The 20243-nt window shown below is 40.1% G+C and carries 19 protein-coding genes and 1 riboswitch; of the genes, 4 read left to right on the top strand and 15 right to left on the bottom strand.

The window, feature by feature from the left end:
- Nucleotides 1–15: 15 nt before the first annotated feature.
- Nucleotides 16–1392 carry an NADP-specific glutamate dehydrogenase gene (gene gdhA, locus AC4E8C_RS12435; RefSeq protein WP_490212545.1) on the bottom strand — a complete coding sequence of 459 codons (1377 nt, stop codon included), beginning with the start codon at nt 1390–1392 and terminating at the stop codon, nt 16–18.
- 150 nt (nt 1393–1542) lie between these two features.
- Here gdhA and gltC point away from each other — a divergent pair, with 150 nt between their 5' ends.
- Both gltC and AC4E8C_RS12425 read left to right on the top strand, forming a co-directional pair.
- Nucleotides 1543–2454: a glutamate biosynthesis transcriptional regulator GltC gene (gene gltC, locus AC4E8C_RS12430; protein ID WP_490212410.1), complete on the top strand. Its 912-nt coding sequence runs from the start codon at nt 1543–1545 to the stop codon at nt 2452–2454.
- A 138-nt stretch (nt 2455–2592) separates the two neighbouring features.
- Complete coding sequence (locus AC4E8C_RS12425; protein ID WP_490212409.1) at nt 2593–3825, top strand: multidrug effflux MFS transporter; 1233 nt, start codon at nt 2593–2595, stop codon at nt 3823–3825.
- A gap of 943 nt (nt 3826–4768) precedes the next feature.
- On the opposite strand, the gene AC4E8C_RS12420 is transcribed toward AC4E8C_RS12425, so the two are convergent.
- From AC4E8C_RS12420 to AC4E8C_RS12410, 3 genes are all read right to left on the bottom strand, one after another.
- Nucleotides 4769–5629 carry a GNAT family N-acetyltransferase gene (locus AC4E8C_RS12420; RefSeq protein WP_490212408.1) on the bottom strand — a complete coding sequence of 287 codons (861 nt, stop codon included), beginning with the start codon at nt 5627–5629 and terminating at the stop codon, nt 4769–4771.
- A gap of 138 nt (nt 5630–5767) precedes the next feature.
- A complete protein-coding gene (locus AC4E8C_RS12415; protein ID WP_490212407.1) occupies nt 5768–6550 on the bottom strand; it encodes an NAD-dependent protein deacylase in 783 nt (260 codons plus the stop codon).
- 143 nt (nt 6551–6693) lie between these two features.
- A complete protein-coding gene (locus AC4E8C_RS12410; protein ID WP_490212406.1) occupies nt 6694–6909 on the bottom strand; it encodes a YdbC family protein in 216 nt (71 codons plus the stop codon).
- Between the two features lie 469 nt (nt 6910–7378).
- A riboswitch (guanidine-I (ykkC/yxkD leader) is annotated at nt 7379–7475 on the top strand.
- 59 nt (nt 7476–7534) lie between these two features.
- Here AC4E8C_RS12410 and AC4E8C_RS12405 point away from each other — a divergent pair.
- Together AC4E8C_RS12405 and AC4E8C_RS12400 are read left to right on the top strand one after the other, a co-directional pair.
- Nucleotides 7535–7876, top strand: coding sequence for a DMT family transporter (locus tag AC4E8C_RS12405; protein ID WP_490212405.1), 342 nt, complete (start codon nt 7535–7537; stop codon nt 7874–7876).
- On the top strand, nt 7876–8190 hold the full coding sequence (locus tag AC4E8C_RS12400) for a DMT family transporter (RefSeq protein ID WP_490212404.1): 315 nt from the start codon (nt 7876–7878) through the stop codon (nt 8188–8190). Before AC4E8C_RS12405 ends, AC4E8C_RS12400 begins: the two co-directional genes overlap by 1 nt.
- A gap of 146 nt (nt 8191–8336) precedes the next feature.
- On the opposite strand, the gene AC4E8C_RS12395 is transcribed toward AC4E8C_RS12400, so the two are convergent.
- The 11 genes from AC4E8C_RS12395 to AC4E8C_RS12345 all read right to left on the bottom strand — a co-directional run bounded on the left by AC4E8C_RS12395 (nt 8337) and on the right by AC4E8C_RS12345 (nt 20242).
- Nucleotides 8337–8948, bottom strand: coding sequence for an FMN-binding negative transcriptional regulator (locus AC4E8C_RS12395; protein WP_490212403.1), 612 nt, complete (start codon nt 8946–8948; stop codon nt 8337–8339).
- 25 nt (nt 8949–8973) lie between these two features.
- Nucleotides 8974–9489: a spermidine/spermine N(1)-acetyltransferase gene (gene paiA, locus AC4E8C_RS12390; protein ID WP_490212402.1), complete on the bottom strand. Its 516-nt coding sequence runs from the start codon at nt 9487–9489 to the stop codon at nt 8974–8976.
- Nucleotides 9490–9512: 23 nt separating this feature from the next.
- Complete coding sequence (locus AC4E8C_RS12385; RefSeq protein WP_490212401.1) at nt 9513–9965, bottom strand: MarR family winged helix-turn-helix transcriptional regulator; 453 nt, start codon at nt 9963–9965, stop codon at nt 9513–9515.
- Nucleotides 9966–10522: 557 nt separating this feature from the next.
- Nucleotides 10523–11266, bottom strand: a complete 744-nt coding sequence (locus AC4E8C_RS12380; protein ID WP_490212400.1) for an SDR family NAD(P)-dependent oxidoreductase — start codon at nt 11264–11266, stop codon at nt 10523–10525.
- A gap of 47 nt (nt 11267–11313) precedes the next feature.
- A complete protein-coding gene (locus tag AC4E8C_RS12375) occupies nt 11314–12546 on the bottom strand; it encodes an acyl-CoA dehydrogenase (RefSeq protein ID WP_490212399.1) in 1233 nt (410 codons plus the stop codon).
- 27 nt (nt 12547–12573) lie between these two features.
- Nucleotides 12574–13554, bottom strand: a complete 981-nt coding sequence (locus AC4E8C_RS12370) for an NADPH:quinone oxidoreductase family protein (protein ID WP_490212398.1) — start codon at nt 13552–13554, stop codon at nt 12574–12576.
- Nucleotides 13555–13593: 39 nt separating this feature from the next.
- A complete protein-coding gene (locus tag AC4E8C_RS12365) occupies nt 13594–14943 on the bottom strand; it encodes an acetyl-CoA carboxylase biotin carboxylase subunit (RefSeq protein WP_490212397.1) in 1350 nt (449 codons plus the stop codon).
- A 21-nt stretch (nt 14944–14964) separates the two neighbouring features.
- Complete coding sequence (locus AC4E8C_RS12360) at nt 14965–15747, bottom strand: enoyl-CoA hydratase (RefSeq protein ID WP_490212396.1); 783 nt, start codon at nt 15745–15747, stop codon at nt 14965–14967.
- A 37-nt stretch (nt 15748–15784) separates the two neighbouring features.
- Entirely contained in the window at nt 15785–16960 is a 1176-nt protein-coding gene (locus AC4E8C_RS12355) for a thiolase family protein (protein ID WP_490212395.1), read from the bottom strand.
- Between the two features lie 46 nt (nt 16961–17006).
- Nucleotides 17007–18569, bottom strand: coding sequence for an acyl-CoA carboxylase subunit beta (locus tag AC4E8C_RS12350; RefSeq protein ID WP_490212394.1), 1563 nt, complete (start codon nt 18567–18569; stop codon nt 17007–17009).
- Complete coding sequence (locus tag AC4E8C_RS12345; protein ID WP_490212393.1) at nt 18566–20242, bottom strand: AMP-binding protein; 1677 nt, start codon at nt 20240–20242, stop codon at nt 18566–18568. Before AC4E8C_RS12345 ends, AC4E8C_RS12350 begins: the two co-directional genes overlap by 4 nt.
- Nucleotide 20243 lies beyond the last annotated feature (1 nt).

Below are 20243 nucleotides of genomic sequence, written 5' to 3'. Positions count from 1 at the left end.
CCTTTCATTTTTTCATTAGATAACACCTTGTTCAATCATCGCATTCGCCACTTTGACGAATCCGGCGATGTTAGCACCGACAACAAGATTGCCTGGTGCGTCATAATCTTCGGATGCTTTCATACTCTTACTATAGATATCTTTCATAATATCTTGTAATTTCATATCCACTTCTTCAAATGACCAAGCGAGCCTTGCACTATTTTGCGCCATTTCTAATGCAGATACAGCAACACCGCCTGCATTGGCTGCTTTAGCAGGAGCAAATAACACACCATGATCCATAAAGGTATCGATTGCTTCTTGGGTAGAAGGCATATTGGCTCCTTCGCCCACGGCCTTTACTCCATTTGAAACTAACACAGAGGCTGCTTCTTCATTTAACTCATTTTCTGTTGCACACGGTAAGGCAATATCGCATGGCACCGACCAAATGCCTAAACACCCTTCTTGATATTGGGCATCTGGATGCTCATTAACATATTCACTAATTCTTTTACTTTCGACTTCTTTTAATCGTTTCACTGTATCTAAGTTTATTCCATTTTGATCATAAACATAACCGTTGGAGTCGCTGCATGCGACCACTTTGGCACCAAACTGGATCGCTTTCTCCATCGCATAGATGGACACATTCCCTGAACCAGAGACGACAACCGTACTTCCTTGAAAGCTTAATCCCTGACCTTTCAGCATTTCGTCTACAAAATAAACTAATCCATACCCTGTGGCTTCTTTTCGAGCTAAACTCCCGCCATACCCAATGCCTTTCCCAGTAAGGACACCTGCTTCATAGGCACCTTTCATTTTCTTATATTGCCCGAACATATAACCAATTTCTCGAGCTCCTACCCCGATATCTCCAGCCGGCACATCGATATCCGGCCCAATATGTCTGCCAAGCTCTGACATAAAGCTCTGGCAAAAGCGCATAATCTCTAGATCAGATTTACCCTTTGGATCAAAGTCGGAACCGCCTTTTCCACCGCCGATTGGCTGCCCCGTTAAGGAGTTTTTAAGAATCTGCTCAAAGCCAAGAAATTTAATAATACTGGTGTTAACAGATGGGTGAAACCGAAGTCCTCCCTTATAAGGTCCAATGGCACTATTAAACTGAACCCGATAGCCGCGATTCACTTTGACATTCCCTTGGTCATCCACCCATGGAACGCGAAAGGTAATCAGTCGCTCTGGCTCAACCAATCTTTCTAAAATGGATTGTTTAATATAGCTAGGATTTTTCACAAGAACAGGTACTAAAGAATCCAATACTTCTTTAACAGCCTGCTGGAACTCCCATTCATTAGGATTACGCTTTTGAACACTTTCAAATAAACGATTGACGTAATCTTTCACGATTTGTGTCTGATTTTCTTCTACTTTGTCCAGCATTTTCAAATCCTTCAGCCCCTAATCTACTTTAAAGTTAAGAAAATTCTCTTTTCTTTCATGTGTTTTCATTTTATAATTTTATAATTAATAGTTTCAATCTTAATTTCAGATGAAATCAATGCATAAAACGCATTAATGGAGTGACATAAAATGGAGACAAGGCAAATTCAGTATTTTCTAGAAGTGGCAAAAAGAGAACATGTGACAGAGGCAGCAGATTTCTTGCATGTGGCTCAATCTTCCGTTAGCAGGCAAATCTTCAATTTAGAGGATGAATTAGGTGTAAAACTTTTTATCCGAGAAGGAAGAAGCGTCAAGCTTACCCCGATTGGCAGAATTTTTTTTGAACGGATGAAACAAGTGTGGAATTTGATGGAGGATGCGAAAAGGGAAGTAGAAGAAAATTTAAATCCTGAAAAAGGCACAGTTCGAATTGCTTTTCCTATTAGTATGGCCGCTTATACATTACCTTCCATTATTTATGCGTTTCGTATGCGTTATCCTGATGCCAAATTCCAAATGAACAATGCCCTTTATCATGATTTGATTGGAGGGGTCATAAATGGTGAATTCAATTTAGCCATCATCGCCCCCATGCCTAATCTGGCAAAGGAGAAAAAAATAAAAGGAGCGACCCTTTTCATAGAAAAGATTGTTGCCCTCCTCCCACTTCATCATCCATTATCTGATCGTAAATCGATTCGGTTGCGCGACTTAAAAGACAGCCCATTCTGTGTCCTTCCTGAAGGGTTTGTTTTTCGCGAACAGGTAGTACATGCATGTCATGATCTTGGTTTTTCACCACAAATTGCCTTCGAAGGAAAAGATATTGATGCCTTAAAAGGGTTAGTTTCGGCAGGTTTAGGTATTGCCTTGATGCCAGAAATGACATTGGTAGATAACACACCGCGCTCTACTGTCGTGATTCCCTTATCAGATGTGAATCTCACCCGAACAGTCGGGGTCATCTATCCGACGCAACGGAAGCTGCTTCCTACCGAAGAATTGTTTTATGATTTCTTACTGGAAACGTATGAAAGATTAAATGAGTTTAGAAATTAACAAAACCGAATAATAGCTATGGTCGTGATCACGATGGTAAAATTTGATATCTTCATATAAAGATATCTGGTATTATATATATCAATAAAATCTTTCGAGAGACGAAAATGAAATATTAGGGAGGGATCTTGACCATTTATGGGAGATACATTATTCAAGCCAGTGCCTGAACAGGTAGTCCTGACACGCTCAAAACGGTTATGGATGGCATTTATTCTTGGTTCACTCGCAGCCTTTGGCCCATTATCCATCGATATGTATTTACCTGCTCTGCCAAACATTACAAAGGATTTTCATACAACCCCATCGTTTGTACAACTCAGCTTAACGTTTTTCGTACTAGGGCTGGGATCGGGACAGCTGCTGACAGGGCCGATCAGTGACATCATGGGGCGCCGCAAGCCGCTTTTGATTGGCTTACTTATCTATTTTATCGCCTCGCTATTATGCGTATTTAGCCCATCCATTTTTGGATTAATCCTCTTACGCTTTATTCAAGGGTTTGCAGGGTCAGCAGGGGTTGTCATCGCAAGGGCGATTGTAAGAGATTTATATTCAGGCAGCGAATTAACTAAGTTTTTTGCACTGCTTGCTTTGGTCAATGGCCTCGCTCCTATCCTCGCTCCCATTTTAGGAGCACAACTATTGAAGATTGTTCCATGGCAAGGGGTATTTATTGTTTTAAGTGTGATCGGACTTGTCATGTTCTTTTTGGTTCTATTTAGTTTACCTGAAACACTTCAGGAGGAAAACCGATTGGCTGGCGGCATAAAGAATACCTTTCGACCTTTTTCAAAATTAATTCAGGATCGAAGCTTTATGGGCTATGCGATCGCACAAGGACTTATTTTTGCTTGTATGTTTGCCTACATATCAGGTTCGCCATTTGTCATTCAAGATATTTACGGTGCCTCTCCACAAATGTTTAGTCTCATTTTTGCAATTAATGCTATTGGTATTATGATCAATAGTCAAACAACTGGTAGATTAGCAGGGAGAATCTATGAATCAAAACTGTTTACATTTGGATTAGGCATGTCCTTTATAGGTGGTATTATTATGCTCATCCTATTAATTTTACAGGCAAAATTAATCTTCATTTTGATTCCATTGTTCTTCGTCGTTTCCAGTGTTGGGATGGTCAATACAGCAGGATTTTCCCTCGCCATGCAGACACAAGGAAAAAATGCAGGAAGTGCCTCTGCGTTGTTGGGTGTAACCTCCTATGCTTTCGGAGGAATTGTCGCACCGCTAGTTGGAATTGGCGGCGGTCAGACAGCGATACCGATGGGCGTGGTGATTGTATGTGCCGGTAGTGGAGCAGTTTTATCTTATTTGATATTAGTAAAGAAAAAAAGAATAACAAACTAGGAAGACTTTTTAGTTTAAAAAGTAATAAGGCTGCCATTGATCTGGCAGCCTTTATTTTCGTACAATTTCTTACACCGGGTATTAAAGACATTTTCTCCGATTACCTTGCTCGTTTTGTCTTTAAGTCCGCTTATTAAAGACATTTTCTCCAACTGCCTTGTTCGTTTTGTCTTTAAGACCGCTTATTAAAGACTTTTTCTCCGATTAACTTGCTCGTTTTGTCTTTAAGTCCGCTTATTAAAGACACTTTCTCCGACTACCTTGCTCGCTTTGTCTTTAATACGGCTTATTAAAGACATTTTCTCCGATTACCTTGCTCGCTTTGTCTTTAAGTCCGCTTATTAAAGACATTTTCTCCAACTACCTTGTTCGTTTTGTCTTTAAGACCGCTTATTAAAGACATTTTCTCCGATTACCTTGCTCGTTTTGTCTTTAAGACGGCTTATTAAAGACATTTTCTCCGACTACCTTGCTCGTTTTGTCTTTAAGACCGCCTATTAAAGACATTTTCTCCGACTACCTTGCTCGTTTTGTCTTTAAGACCGCTTATTAAAGACACTTTCTCTGACTACCTTGCTCGCTTTGTCTTTAAGACGGCTTATTAAAGACACTTTCTCCGATTACCTTGCTCGTTTTGTCTTTAAGACGGCTTATTAAAGACATTTTCTCCGATTACCTTGCTCGTTTTGTCTTTAAGACCGCTTATTAAAGACATTTTCTCCAACTGCCTTGTTCGTTTTGTCTTTAAGACCGCTTATTAAAGACATTTTCTCCAACTGCCTTGTTCGTTTTGTCTTTAAGACCGCTTATTAAAGACTTTTTCTCCGATTACCTTGCTCGTTTTGTCTTTAAGACCGCTTATTAAAGACATCTTCTCCGACTACCTTGATTGTTGCGTCTTTAAGACGGCTTATTATCTAGAATCCGTTTATTGGGAATGTATCTAAAGAAATAAATACATCTCATATTGTGTAAGATTCCCTTTTTTAAAACCATTTTTCTTCAAAAACCCTTCGAGCAAGCTGTTATTGGGAAATCCTATTGACAGCCTGGAGAGGCTCAACTTTTCGACAGCTGTTTGCAAAAGGTGTGTACCTACGCCTTTCAACCTCTCACCCTTTTCGACCAATACAAAATGGATTGTTCCCGCTTTTGAAATGGCAATACCTCCAATCATGCGGTCTTGTATGTAGGCACCATAATAGGAAGTATCAGTTATTTTTTGAATAAAATCTAGATCATTCTGCCAATTAATATGATAGTCCCACTTACTAGCTGACTGCTTGAAATCTTTGAAATCGATTCGATTAATTAACACATTAGTGCTAGGTTTCGTCAACTTAGTCAAATCCTCAAGGGTGTAATAGACAATATCATATATTTTCTCATACCCCCATTTTTCGTAAAAACGGATCGCCCGATCATTGCCCACAATCACTTCTAAGGACAATTGTTTACAGCCGTGTCTAACAGCCTCTTCTTTGTGGAGTTCAAACAGTTTCTGACTGATTTTCGTTCCCCTGTATTCAGGATGAATCGCTAACGTTCCGCATCTCATCGTTTGGATGCCTTCATAATTTTTCATTCCACCTAGAATAACCCCAACCGGATCATCCTGATGAAAAGCGATAAATGAGTTTTCTCTCTTATTTCCTTCCGGCCCAAAGAACCGGGTGAGAAAGACTTCCTCAGACATATCCATTTTAATGATATAATCTGAAAAGCCCTCATGAAATGCTTGGTAAATAAAACGATCCTCCACCTCTGAACAACGTTCATACTGAATGCCGCTATTTAGTTTCACTTGTTCCTGCTCCCCCTTAAGAAAATGGACTTAAACGTAAACCCTAAAGTATTCATTACTATTTCGATCTTTTTGTTAATATTCCTACCTAATTGGGAGAGCGCCGTTATTATTTTTCACCAAACAATAAGAATGTCCTTAGGCATCTTCCATTTCATTCAAATATTCATCCATTTTGGATAAGGTTTTTCCAATTGAATCATGAATAACATAAGTTCCCGGAGCATGATCGTAAGGTGTGTCTCCTTGATTAATAATGATTAAAGGAGCGCCCTTTTTTCTGTATTGCGGGAAGGTAGAGAATGGTGTTACTTTAAGACTGGTCCCTAAGACTAAAATACAATCGGCTTCATCAATGTGGTTAAGGATGGTATTAAATCCCTCCATTGAAAACCACTCTCCTGCGTCGCCAAACAAAACCACATCGGGTTTGATATAGCGATCTCTTTCTCTATAAGTTTCACACTGTCTGCATATGTAAAAATCCTCGATGGTTTGCATACGTGAAACCATTTCCCCGGCTGAGTAGCTTTTTCCACAATGCAAACAAGAGGCCGTTTTCATCGTTCCATGGAACTCAATGACATGTTGGCTGCCGGCTTTTTGATGAAGGCCATCGATGTTTTGGGTAATAATCTGCTGGACTTTTCCTTGTTGCTCCCACTTTGCCAAAATATCATGACCCTTATTCGGGATGGCATCAGGATGATAAAGCTGCTCCATCGCAAATTGATAGAACTCTACCGGATGCTTATAAAAATAATCAAGGGATAATATGTATTCAGGGGCAAATTGGTAAACACCGGTTTTGGAGCGAAAATCCTTAATTCCTGATTCGGTACTAATACCTGCACCAGACAGCACAACAATGTTTTTGGCCTGCTTGATGTGGTTGAAAGCTGTTTCTATGTTGTAATCCAAACTAAAACACTCCGTTTTCTTTATTTGATAGTAATTTTCTTATTTATATTATTATACATGATTGATCCCAAAAAATTGTAATGGCTGCCAATTGGGACTGGCAGCCATTATTCCTTCTATAGAATCCTTTTTAAAAACAATCTTTAAATAGAGTTGATAACATCCTTCAACTTTTGTAACTCTTCCTCGGATAAGGTAACGCCCTTCCCCATCTTTTCATGGTTTTCGGACCAGTCACGAATATCATACTTCGGTTCCCTGCCATTCCAGCTGATAAGGTTGAGTTCCTTTTTCCATCCTTTTGCTGATTCTGATAGGACTGCGATGGTTTTATGAATTTCATATTTAATATCTGCCATTGTTTACCTCCCTATATTAAGTAACGGCTTAAATTTTTCTCCATTATACTACAATTGGTCGTTTAGTCCTAAAAAATTACCATTTCCTATACGGTATAAGTCTCTTTTTTTACAATATTCTACTAAAATAAACAAAATCCACCAAATGGATTGTTTTTTCAATTTATTCATTTACGGACCAAGACTATTACACTTTAAGTTCTAAGCAGATTGAATACGCTCTTTCATTAATTAATAAAGTTGAACCTGAATATACACTGGTGATTGATCCAACACAATTAACTATAAAAGATTTAAATAGATTAATTGCTTACAATAGATATAAAAATAAAGGTACCCTAGTTAACCTTGTAAAAAAAGGAGTACTGAGAAAAAGGTAAGAAGGTTCGAGCATTCGTAAAAAACATTACCAAGATGTTTATCTTGAACTTTTAATAAATGTGTGTAAAATAAAAGGTAATTTTATAATTTTAATGTTTTCTAGGGTTCCGCAATCTTTAGTTGGTCTGGTCCGAGAGAAAACTCACAGCCTTGCTGTGTCACGGAAGGATAAAAGCCTGGGAGAAACTGTATGACAGTTTTCTCCAGGCTTTTTATTTTGATTAACAAAACGGAGGTTTTCGAAATGAATACAAACTGGATTAAAGTATTTGTTGCAGCGCTATTTGAAGTTTTTTGGGTTATGGGATTGAAACATGCTGATGATTTTTGGACTTGGTCTGGAACAATCATATCCATTATTATAAGCTTCTATGTCATGATTATGGCGGGACGCAAACTTCCCGTAGGAACGGTCTATGCGGTTTTTGTAGGATTGGGCACGGCCGGTACGGTTATTTCTGAAATACTTTTCTTTGGGGAACCATTTAAAATGAGTAAAATTCTTTTAATTTTACTATTACTTGCAGGTGTAATTGGTTTGAAATTAGTGACAAAGGATCACGTTAAGGAAGGAGCTGATTCCTAATGGCCTGGATTTCTTTAGTCTTAGCAGGAATATGTGAAATGTTAGGGGTTACTTTGATCAATAAACTTCATAAGGAACGAAATGCGAAATCCTTAGCTTTATTAGTTCTAGGGTTTGGGGCAAGCTTTCTATTTCTATCGATAGCAATGGAAACACTGCCAATGGGAACAGCTTATGCCATTTGGACGGGTATTGGTGCGTCTGGAGGGGCAATTCTGGGTATGATTTTATACGGAGAATCAAAAGATTGGAAAAGGTTAATCTTTATAGCGATGATTTTAGGAGCAGCAGTAGGACTAAAACTTGTTTCATAAGGAAAATAGAATCTTATAATCTATAAATAGAAAACAGTTAATGACAATATATTGTCCTTTAAAGAAGCCTAATTTTACTCATCCACACTGTAAAATTAGGCTCTTCTACTTATACTGCTCGGTACTGATGTCAGTTGTATAAACGTTTATTTTTGTAGATTTTTCCTCATTAGCGATGCCACTTGTAGGTTATCGTGTTTAGAAGTATGTTCTAGGTTTTTAATAATTAACTCTTGTCGATCCACAGGGTGATTTTGACTTAATTTAGCTTTTGCTTCCATTTTTGTAATGTTTATTCTAAACGCGACAATTCCTTTACTCATTCCTTCCAGATAACTCGGTTCAACATCATCTAAATTGTATGGACTATCTGGACTCTCATATTTATCTACCAAGTCATTTAATGAATCTACTATTTCCTTTTCATCTTCAATAATCTCCATCTTTCCATATAAATGGATGGACACATAATTCCAAGTAGGCACCGCCTTCATTGTTTCATACCAAGAAGGTGAAATATAACAGTGTGGACCTTGGAAAACGACAAGAACTTGTTGGTTATTGGCATCCTTCCATTGTTCGTTTGGCCGTGCAAAATGACCGTATAAAGCATTTTTAGATTTATTTAGCATTAGTGGAAGATGTGTAGCATAGGGTGCTCCGTTATGCATAGAAAATAGAGTAGCAAAGCCATAATTTTCGATGAAGTCATAAATGACTTCTTCATCATCCAGTTTAAACTGTTTAGGAATATACATTGTACCCCTCCTTTTATCGAAGTTATCAAAGTGTTTTGGTCATGATAAAGTCTGTTTGTTGTTCATCACCCATATAGAACGAGTGGGCTCCAGTTTGAACAAACCCCATTTTCTTATAAAAAGCAATCGCATTTTCATTCTTTTCCCATACACCTAGCCAGATTTTCTGTTTATTCCGTTCCACCGCTATTTCGATTGCCTTCTTTAGCAGATATTTACCAAGCCCCTGTTTTTTAAATTGGTTCTTTATATAAATCCTCTCGACTTCAAGTGATTCATCACCCATTTCTTCCGACTGAGCTTCATTGGTATTAACCTTTAAATATCCAGCGACTTCATGATTAACATAAACAAAAAAGAATTGCGAAGAAGGATTGGATAATTCTTTTTCAAGTTGTTTTAAATTAAAGGCCCTTTCCAAATAAGTATTCATATTTTCGGGTGAATTCTGATCCTTGAATGTCTCATTGAATGTTTCATAACTTATTTCTTGAAGTATCCGTGAATCCTCAAGGGTACACTTTTTAATTTGTATAGTCATGGTATATGTCGCTCCTTATGTAATCAATAATCTCTCTTGTTTCCTTTTTTCACAAATTCCCAGTCTTTCTCTATATTTTTTCTGACTCTTTGCAGGAGATTGAAAATGATTTCGCCTTCACTTTCAGAAAATCCTTCTAATGCCACAATGTTGGAATAATCATTTTCTCTTTTTATATAAGGATAAATATTTTTCCCTTTCTCTGTTGGAAAGAGTTTTTTAATTTTTTTGTTATATTCGTCCCCTTTCTTTTCTATAAAGCCATTCAATTCAAGTTTTTGGATAGCACGAGCTGCCGTAGTTCGATCTACTTTTATCATCTCAGCTACCTTTTCTTGAATGATTCCTGGGTTTTCACATATTCGCACAAGGTACAAATACTGCCCTTTTGTCAGCTCATATTCTTTAAATTCTATATTACTTATAGAATCTAGGGCCCTTGCGATCATTCCAATTTCACGAAGAATTTCCTTCATAGTTCACTCCTACGTATAAATTTTTGTTGTAAATGCAATATAAACGAGATAATTTAAATTTACACTGTGTTTGTTGCATTTGCAACAAAAAATAATGTAAATATTTTCATTCATAATCAGAAAAAGGAGCTGCCTCGATGACAGCTCCACTGTTAACTCAAGCCCCAAATATTTGAATATGGTCGTATTCATCTTATTAATAGACGAATTCTAATATAATACTAGGGTTTATTAAAGTATTGACATAATGGTTAGGTAAATACAGAAAGCTGAAAAAACAAGAAATAGTAAAGATATCTTAGTATTTTTCCTGAATTTAATCCCGTACGCACAAAAGAAGATCGCCGCTGCTAATTTGGACCCCCCTCGTAAATAGGGATAATCTGAATAATATGAACTACTTAAAATAATGGAAGCTAGAAAAGTTACAGTGATTAGTATTTTGAACCACAACGGTTCACTTAGAAACACTCTTAACATGAGTTTTATCCCTTTCATGTGGGAATAGCCCCTTCAACAAACAAAATATCTATTCAATCATATGTCAAGATAGAATCCTAAAGATTTAATGTGCCGCCATCAACTACGATAGTTTCTCCTGTTATAAAGGAAGATTCATCGGAAGCAAGGAATAAAATCGTATTAGCAATTTCTGTAGGCTGACCGATTCGATTTAAGGCATTGGCTGTAGATAATACTGGCCATTTTTTAGTCTTTTTCCAATCTTCCACCATATCTGTATCAATAATTCCTGGCGCAATCGCATTCACACGAATATTCTTTTTACCAAATTCCGTTGCAGCGGTCTTTGTAAGAGCGATAACACTGCTCTTAGAGGCTGAATAGGCGGCTACTAGCTTTTGGCCTTTAATCCCTGCAATACTTGCAGTGTTGACGATTGATCCCCCTGCTGCCATCTTTGGAATCGCATACTTCATTCCTAAAAACACACCGGTAGTATTGATATCGAAGACCTCCTGCCACTCTTCAAGCGAAACATCCGGTATTTTTTTCTCATCACTTTTTACACCAGCGTTGTTGATTAAGATGTCAAGTTTACCAAAACGATCAATGGCTTTTTGGACCATGTGCTCTACATCATCTGGTTTGGTCATATCGACACGAACAAAATCTGCTTCGCCGCCAACTTCCTTAATGAAATGAACGGTTTGGATACCTGCCTCTTCTCTAAAATCGGCTACAAGGATTTTAGCACCTTCTTTTGCAAATCTGACAGCAGTTGCTCTGCCTATTCCTCCTCCGCCGCCAGTAATAATCGCTACTTTGTTTTCTAGACGCATTTCATCACCCTTTTTCAATTTTTCTATTAAGCTTTTCCCCTTGATAATTACCGGATTGCAGCTAGATCAGCTGTTTGATATTTTCGTAGCTCTAATTTAGCAATTTGGCGGCGATGGACTTCATCGGGACCATCTGCCAGCCTTAACGTCCGGGCATTCGCCCAATGATAGGCAAGCGTGAAATCGTTACTTACACCTGCGGCACCAAAGGCTTGAATAGCTCTGTCAAGAACACGCAGTGCCATATTTGGTGCAACCACTTTTATCATGGCGATTTCAGTTTTTGCTTCCTTATTTCCAACTGTGTCCATCATATAGGCTGCTTTTAATGTCAATAAACGCGCTTGTTCTATTTCAATTCGGGAATCGGCAATCCACTCTTGAACAACACCTTGCTCTGCTAGTTTTTTACCAAAAGCAGTTCGACTAAGAACACGCTTTGATAAGTCTTCCAATGCACGCTCAGCTAGACCAATTAATCTCATACAGTGATGAATCCGGCCCGGTCCAAGCCGTCCTTGAGCTATTGCGAACCCTTTGCCTTCTTCCCATAGCATATTTTCAGCGGGGACCCGTACATTGTCATAGACGATTTCCGCATGACCATGTGGCGCATCATCATATCCAAACACTGGTAATATACGTTCGATTTTAACTCCCGGTGTATTAAGTGGAACGAGAATCATCGACTGCTGTTCATGCGAAGGGGCGGTTGGATCATTTTTCCCCATCACGATCGCAATCTTGCATCGCGGATCACCAGCACCTGAAGACCACCATTTTCTTCCATTAATGACATATTCGTCGCCATCTCTAATAATACTTGTGTTAATATTGGTTGCATCACTGCTGGCAACATCTGGCTCAGTCATAGAAAAGCATGAACGAATCTCTCCTGCCAGAAGGGGTTCAAGCCATTGTTTTCTTTGCGCTTCTGTCCCATAACGTACAAGCACTTCCATGTTTCCTGTATCTGGTGCATTACAATTAAATACTTCTGGCCCAATCACAGATCTGCCCATGATTTCACAAAGAGGGGCATACTCAAGATTAGTTAAGCCGGCTCCATATTCACTTTCAGGTAAGAACAAGTTCCATAAACCATTCGATTTTGCCTTCTGCTTAAGTTCTTCCATAATTGGCGGAATATCAGACCAGCGTGTTTTCTGTTGATTTAATTGTTCTTGATAAACCTTTTCATTTGGATATACATACTCCTCCATAAAATGAATGACCTTTTTCTGGAGTGTTACTACTTTTTCGGAATAAGAAAAATTCAAACTTTTCATCCCCCCATCAGTATTTTCCTAAGGCAATGCCACTAATTTTCCGTACGTTTGACGATCTGCCAACACCTCTAAGGCAGAAGGCACTTCGTTGAAATCATACTCTCTGTAAATCAATGGCTTAATCGACCCTTGTTCATAGAGTTTCATTAGATGTTCATGGATTTCAATTACCTTATCTGGATTCAATCTGCGGAACAAGCCCCAATGGACTCCGACAATGGAATAGTTTTTAATCAAGGCATGATTTACCGGAGCATCGGGAATGCGGCCTCCTGCAAATCCGATAACCAATAAACGTCCATCAAAAGCAATACATTTTCTTGATTGATCAAAAACATCTCCACCGACAGGATCATAAATGACATCGGCGCCTCGGCCACCCGTTTCTTTTTTCACAATATCAACGAAATTTTCAGTCAGATAATCTATGGCGATATCCGCTCCAAGGTCTTTACATAATTGAACCTTTTCAGGCCCGCCAGCGGTTGCAATGATTTTTGCTCCTCTTGCCTTGCCAAGCTGTATGGCGGCTGAGCCAACTCCACCAGCTCCTGCATGGACTAATAGAACTTCCCCTTTTTGAATATTAGCACGGTGATATAACGCATAGTAAGAGGTTTGATAGGTAATAAACATGGAAGCAGCTTCACTTGGAGACATTGATTCTGAGATGACATAAACGGAATCTTCCGAAACACTTACCCATTCAGCTAAACCGCCGTTAGGTAATGCTGGAGTTGCCACAACACGCTGTCCCACTTGAAATTTACTTCCTTCTTCGACCGCACGGACAATTCCGGAAATCTCAGCACCGGGGGTAAACGGTAACGGCGGCCTCTCCTGATATTTCCCTTGGCAAAGTAAAATATCAAAAAAATTAAGGGAGGAAGCATCGACTTGAATTAATAGTTTCCCCTTTTCAATAGGAGGAACAGGTAACTCCTTTAACTCTAAAACTTCTTTAGGATCTCCCAATTGATTAACCATCCAACTTTTCATCTTTAAACTTCCTCCTAGTGTGAATTTCTGTTTTTCATCTTAGGTTTTTAATTTGAAATTAATTGCTTCCAAGAAATTAGTTGTCGTGTCCCCGGATTGGAAGGCTGAGTGTTCCAATATTTCTTTCAGCAATACTACATTTGTTTTGATCCCCTCGACATGATAAGCCTGTAATGCTGAATGGAGCTTTTCAATTGCTTCTTCACGAGTAGCTGCTGTAACAATTAATTTAGCAATCATAGGATCATAGAAAGGAGTAACGACCGAGTTTTCCTCCACCGCCAGTTCATGTCGAATATCCTTCCCCTGTGGAATACTAAATGTTGTTATCTTTCCCGGTGATGGAAAAAATGTCTTGGGGTCTTCTGCATAGATTCTGACCTCAATGGCATGCCCATTTCTCTTAATCTCTGATTGTTTAAACCCTAATGGTTCTCCGGAAGCAATCCGTATTTGTTTTTCAACGATATCAATCCCCGTAATTTCCTCGGTAACAGGATGCTCCACTTGTAATCTTGTGTTCATTTCAAGAAAATAGAAATTCTTTTCAGCGTCTACTAGAAACTCAATTGTCCCAGCGTTACTGTACCCTAGTGATTGAGCTGCCAGCACTGCAGCTTCTCCCATTTTTCGTCGAGTTACATCATCCAGAAATGGGGACGGTGCTTCTTCAAGAACCTTTTGATGACGGCGCTGAATGGAGCATTCTCTCTCCCATAAGTACACGGTGTTCCCGAGTTTGTCAGCTAATAGTTGGATTTCAATATGTCGTGGGTTTTGAATATACTTTTCAAGGTACATGGCCCCGTCACCGAAAAAATTTTTGGCACGAGTTTGATTGCCTGTGAAGGATTTTCGGAGTTCCTCCTCATTCTGCACCAGCTGCATGCCAATTCCTCCTCCGCCTGCAGATGCTTTCAGCATAACAGGGAAACCCATTTCAGTAGCAACAAGCACTGCCTCTTCTACTTCTTTTAATGGATGCTTGATACCCGGAACAATCGGAACACCAGCTTTTTCCATAGCTTGACGAGATTTGATCTTACTGCCCATTTGCTCGATGACATCTGGATTAGGACCGATAAACGTAATTCCGGCTTGCTCGCATTTACGAGCAAATTGGGCGTTTTCCGATAGCAATCCGTATCCTGGATGAATGGCTTCCGAGTTCGTCATTCGTGCAACTTCAATGATTTTATCCATATTAAGGTAGCTCTCATTTACCCGAGGGCCACCAATCATATGAGCTTCATCCGCCATTTTCACATGCAGTGCCTTGGCATCCGCCTCCGAATATACAGCAACTGTTTGGATTTTCATAGATTGACAGGTACGCATAACACGAACAGCAATTTCGCCGCGATTCGCAATTAATATTTTCTTAAACATGCCAGCCCTCCTTTTGAAAGCCTATTTATGGGCAAAAATGGGCTTTCTTTTTTCAATAAATGCCGAAACCCCTTCTTTCACATCTTCCGTTAAAAAGACTTCTGCAAACAGTTCTGCTTCTCTTTCAATCCCCGCTTGAAATTCCATGTTTGTTCCTTCATCTACCGCTTTCTTTATTCGAGATAGTGCTTGAAGGGAATAACCACTGATTTTCTTTGCCATCGTCAAGGCGGCTTTCATTCCTTCGCCCGTTCCAACTATCTGATTCACTAAGCCCAATTTTTCAGCCTCATGAGCCGTAATGGGGTCTCCGACAAACATAAGCTCCTTTGCTTTCGCTTCGCCTATGATTCTAGGCAGACGCTGAGTTCCGCCGCCGCCCGGAAAGATTCCTAATTTGATTTCCGGCAGTCCTATTTGTACATGTTCTTCTGCGATACGGATATCACAAGTTATGGCAAGTTCACATCCGCCGCCAAAGGTCAGCCCATTTAAGACAGCAATGGTTGGTTTAGGCAAGAAGTCGATTTGATTAAAGACTGTGTGTTGCTTCAATACGGTTTCTTTCATGCCACTTTTTCCAATGGATTGAGGGAATTCTTTAATATCAGCTCCTGCCATAAAAGCCCTGCTGCCGGTACCAGTCAAAATCACCACGACAATTTCGTTATCATGAGCAATCTCATCAAAAACATCGCTTAACTGGTTTTTTACCTGGCTGCTCAACACATTTAAAGGCGGATTATCAATGGTTACAATACCAATACGATCATTTTTTGTCAGCTTTACTAATTGGTTTTCCATATTTATTTCACCCCTGATTCTTTGGAATTATTGTTTCTTATCCTTCTCGTTCAATCAGTGTTGCAATCCCTTGCCCGCCGCCAATGCAGGCCGTAATAATAGCAGTGTGTTTATTGGTCCTTTGTAATTCATAGATCGCTTTCGTCAGTAAGATCGCTCCTGTTGCTCCCAGCGGGTGTCCATGGGCAATGGCTCCGCCATTTACATTCAGTTTTTCTTCCGGGATTTCCAACTCTCGATTACAGGCAATGACTTGAGAGGCAAATGCTTCGTTTAATTCTACAAAGTCAATATCATCCAATCTTAAACCGGAACGTTTTAGTAACTTTCTAGTGGCAGGCACTGGACCAATTCCCATAATGTTTGGATCTACACCACTAACAGCGTAGTCACGGACAACTGCGAGCGGCTTCAAACCTAATTCAGAAGCTTTTTCACGGGACATCAACACTAAAGCACTGGCTGCATCATTAAGTCCTGAACTGCTCCCCGCTGTAACCGTTCCATCTTCCAAAAAAGCGGGTGGCAGTTTTGCTAAACCTTCCAAAGTAGTATTTGGTCTTGGATGCTCATCCACTGTAAATGTAATGGGCGCTCCTTTTCTAACTGAAATATCAATTGGCACAATTTGTTGTTTGAAAAATTCCTGCTCCATTGCTGCTGCCATTCTTTGTTGGCTTCTTAGTGCATATGCATCCTGCTCTTCTCTAGAAATGTGATATTTTTTCACTAGATTTTCGGCGGTGATCCCCATCGGCGGATCGCCTATTTCCTTTGGTGATAGCTGAGCTGAGCGAAATCTGGGCGGCACAGGACTATAAGCTTTTGTTGGGCGGTCCATTAAATAGGGGGCTCGACTCATACTTTCTGTTCCACCTGCTACGTAAATATCTCCCGCTCCGGATTTTATGGCTTGGGCAGCTAAATTCACAGCATTAATACCTGAACCGCATTGGCGATCAATGGTTAAGCCGGGAATTTCAAGCGACAGCCCTGTCTGTAATGCTGTTAATCTAGCAATGTTCCCGCCTCCGCTTAAAACATTTCCAAAAATAACATCCTCCACTTGATTGGCATTTACACCCGCTCGATTTAACGCTTCCTTGATTACCACTGCACCAAATTCATGTGCATTCAAACTAGCCAATGCTCCCCCTTGCCTTCCAATCGGGGTCCTCACCGCTGACACTATGACTGCATCTCTATTAGACATTCTTTTTCCTCCCTCACATTTTTGTTGCTATCCTCATTTCCACCTATTAAAATCCTGTCGGCCAATTTGCTAGTCTCCGTTCACTTTTCGACCCATTTTTCACTAGTGCAAATTCTAGGGTTTTACAAAGGAATTTCCTTGTATCGCGCGGGTCAATCACATCATCAATGAGATGCTTCGCTGCCGCTTTATAAGGGGAACTATCGAATGCCCACTTTTCAAGCAGCTCTTGACGAACTTCTTTGGCATTTTCCAACCCTTGCAGCTGGCGGCCATAAACGACATTGATTCCCACTTCTGGTCCAGTAAAATTAATTTCGGCTGTTGGCCATGCTACTACAAAATCTGCTCCCATGGTCGGACCACACATGTTTCCATATGCAGCTCCCACACTTTTTCGTATCACAACCGAAATTTTAGGAACTGTTGATTGAGCGAGCGCTTGATTCCATACCATAATTTTGGAAGGAATCTTCATTTTTTCAGCTTCATTACTGATCCGGAAACCAGGGGTATCGTGAAGGAAAATCATCGGAATATGATAGGAGTCACATAGACATATAAAATCAGTCGCCTTTTCACATTCCTGTACGCCAGATGCGCCAGCATATTTGATTGGCTGATTGGCAATAACACCAACCGTTCTTCCATTCATTCTGGCAAACACGGTTATGAGGGCCGAACCATAGAGTGCCTTATATTCAAAAAACTGCCGGTTATCAACGATTTCAGTAATGATTTTCTTCATATCATAAGCGCGGTTCATTTTATTTGGCAAAATATCCAATACTCTGTCTACCCTGCGGTATGGGTCGTCTCCAGTTTCTTTATACGGCGGCTCCTCTGTTGCATTTAGCGGCATGTAACTAAAGAAATCCTTCATTTGCGCAATGCATTCTTCCTCCGTATTACCAAACGCATCAACTTGCCCGGTTTGAGAGGCATGGACATTCCAACCGCCCAGCTCTTCGGTAGAGACTTGCTGTCCGGTCGCCATTTCAATCATTCTCGGTCCGGCAACAGCCATGCAGGTCCCTTTTAACTGGGAGACAAAATCAGATGAGACAGCTGTCCAAGTGGGACCTCCAAAGCTATCACCAAGAATACTCGTAATAGAAGGAACCTGCCGGCCATGGGTTAACATTTCATTTGGAAAAAGTTTATCGCTGATTCCATCTGACCCCATTCCATCCGGCATTCTTAGACCGCCCCCTTCATGCAGGTAAAACATAGGAAGCCCGCGTTTAAGTGCATATTGATGGATGGAAACGGCTTTACGCATATGTACAGCGCCTTCCGTTCCAGCAAATACGGTTTTATCACCAGCTTGAACGACAATGGGTCTCCCATCCACTTTTGCAAGCCCGGCAATAAGTCCATCACCGGCGCTTTTCTCTTCTGAGCCAACCATGTCCGAATGATTGTGCATCCCAATCTCTAAAAACGAGTCTGGATCCACTAGCAAGTTAATCCTTTCTCTAGCAGTATAAAAACCAGCCTCATGTTGGCGTTTAATTTTCGCTTCTCCACCATTTAACTTGGCACGTTCTTTTCTTCTCAATAAGTCATCGACTGCTTCTTGAACCAAACTCTTTTCTTGATCAATCACTGTTTCACGTCCTTTTCTAGTGGTTCCTTTAGAAGCCTTCTTAACACTTTACCTGAGCTGGTTGCCGGCAGTGCATCGAGGAATTCTACAAATCTTGGATACTTGTAAGCAGCCATTTTTTCACTTGCCCAACGAATCATTTCATTCTCAGAAATCTTGCCCGCATATTCTGATTTTAAAACAATGAAGGCCTTAACACTTTCACCTCTAATTGGATCCGGGACCCCGATGACAGCACTTTGCCGGATGCCTGGATGTTCATTTAGCAAGGCTTCCACATCTTCTGGAAACACACTATAGCCTGAACTTTTAATCATTTCTTTGATCCGGCCGTGAAAATATAAATAGCCATCCTCATCCAGACTGCCGATATCTCCGGTGTGAACCCAGCCGTCTCGAAGGGTTTCTGCCGTAGCATCAGGTCTGTTAAGATATCCCTTAAACACTCCCGGGTTTTTAAGGACAATTTCGCCCTTTTCACCAGGTCCAACTGGCTTCCCTGTTTCAAAATCTACTATTTTTAACTCTGTATCAAATGATGGAATACCGCAGCTTCCCCATTTGATTTGATGAAGCGGCATAAACGTATCGCATGTATGGGTCTCACTTAAGCCATAGGATGCTTCATGCATAATGCAGCCCTTCGTTAGTTCCTTCCATTGGCTCGCTAATTGCTCAGTAACTGGAATGCCAAAGCTCGTAGAAGAGTTTCTTTTTAAAGAAGATAAATCTTTCTTTTCAATCCCCGGTAAATTTAATATCGCCACATTCATCGGTGCAATACTATACCAATTCGTAATTTGATATTTTTCAATCGCCTCAACAGTTGTAGCAGGGTCGAAACGGGTTAAAATGTAGCAATCTGAGCCAGTATAGACAGGTATATTGACTCCCATGACCATCCCGGCAATATGGCACAGCGGCGCGATGGTCAGGTAACGAGCATGCAAATCGAATTGATTGGCATGGACCGTGGAAGCTGTTTTAAACAGAGCACTGCCGAACGGCAACATGGCTGCTTTAGGTCTGCCTGTAGTACCTGATGTAAAAACCATCAAGCCAATATCATTCCACAAGTCAATTTCTACTTGATTTGCATATGGTTCATGATCATTAAGCACCTGAATGAAATCAAACGTATGCTCCGTATGCTGCTTTATCAATCTAAGTTCGTCCGGAATGGTTAAGGTAGGGTGATCTGGGAGATAATCAGCATAATTAGTTGTCACGACAAATTCGACCGAAGCTGTCTTCGGATGAACCGCTCCAATCAAAGCTTGCAGTTCTTCGCCTGCTACAACAGCTTTTATGTTTGCCTCATTGATTAAATACTCCAGCTCTGATTCTTTATACATCGGGTTTAACGGGACGACTACTCCCCCTAAGCGCTGTATTCCGTAATGAGCGATAATGTATTGAGGACAATTTTGCATAAATAAAGCGATACGGTCTCCTTTTTCTACCCCTTTACTTGCTAAAAATTGGGCAAATCTGCCAATCGAATCATTAAGTTCCTGCCATGACACATCCATGCCATAAAATGAATAGGCAATTTTATTCGGTGTATCAATGGCATTTTGCATGACATATTCATGTAATGGTCTTTCTCCTAAGCGATAGGTGAGTGTTTTATCGACTTCTTTAGGCCAGCTTTTTTGTAAAAGATCTTTCATC

It is taken from the genome of Neobacillus sp. SRL179, from assembly GCF_984799095.1.
Note: the sequence above shows the minus strand (reverse complement) of the source record. Positions and strands in the feature narration are given on the sequence as shown.

Excerpts from the sequence above, each read along its gene's own strand:
- gdhA (WP_490212545.1), bottom strand. The coding sequence starts at position 1,392 with ATGCTGGACAAAGTAGAAGAAAATCAGACACAAATCGTGAAAGATTAC.
- gltC (WP_490212410.1), top strand. The coding sequence starts at position 1,543 with ATGGAGACAAGGCAAATTCAGTATTTTCTAGAAGTGGCAAAAAGAGAA.
- AC4E8C_RS12425 (WP_490212409.1), top strand. The coding sequence starts at position 2,593 with ATGGGAGATACATTATTCAAGCCAGTGCCTGAACAGGTAGTCCTGACA.
- AC4E8C_RS12410 (WP_490212406.1), bottom strand. The coding sequence starts at position 6,909 with ATGGCAGATATTAAATATGAAATTCATAAAACCATCGCAGTCCTATCA.
- AC4E8C_RS12405 (WP_490212405.1), top strand. The coding sequence starts at position 7,535 with ATGAATACAAACTGGATTAAAGTATTTGTTGCAGCGCTATTTGAAGTT.
- AC4E8C_RS12400 (WP_490212404.1), top strand. The coding sequence starts at position 7,876 with ATGGCCTGGATTTCTTTAGTCTTAGCAGGAATATGTGAAATGTTAGGG.
- AC4E8C_RS12395 (WP_490212403.1), bottom strand. The coding sequence starts at position 8,948 with ATGTATATTCCTAAACAGTTTAAACTGGATGATGAAGAAGTCATTTAT.
- paiA (WP_490212402.1), bottom strand. The coding sequence starts at position 9,489 with ATGACTATACAAATTAAAAAGTGTACCCTTGAGGATTCACGGATACTT.
- AC4E8C_RS12385 (WP_490212401.1), bottom strand. The coding sequence starts at position 9,965 with ATGAAGGAAATTCTTCGTGAAATTGGAATGATCGCAAGGGCCCTAGAT.
- AC4E8C_RS12380 (WP_490212400.1), bottom strand. The coding sequence starts at position 11,266 with ATGCGTCTAGAAAACAAAGTAGCGATTATTACTGGCGGCGGAGGAGGA.
- AC4E8C_RS12370 (WP_490212398.1), bottom strand. The coding sequence starts at position 13,554 with ATGAAAAGTTGGATGGTTAATCAATTGGGAGATCCTAAAGAAGTTTTA.
- AC4E8C_RS12365 (WP_490212397.1), bottom strand. The coding sequence starts at position 14,943 with ATGTTTAAGAAAATATTAATTGCGAATCGCGGCGAAATTGCTGTTCGT.
- AC4E8C_RS12360 (WP_490212396.1), bottom strand. The coding sequence starts at position 15,747 with ATGGAAAACCAATTAGTAAAGCTGACAAAAAATGATCGTATTGGTATT.
- AC4E8C_RS12355 (WP_490212395.1), bottom strand. The coding sequence starts at position 16,960 with ATGTCTAATAGAGATGCAGTCATAGTGTCAGCGGTGAGGACCCCGATT.
- AC4E8C_RS12345 (WP_490212393.1), bottom strand. The coding sequence starts at position 20,242 with ATGAAAGATCTTTTACAAAAAAGCTGGCCTAAAGAAGTCGATAAAACA.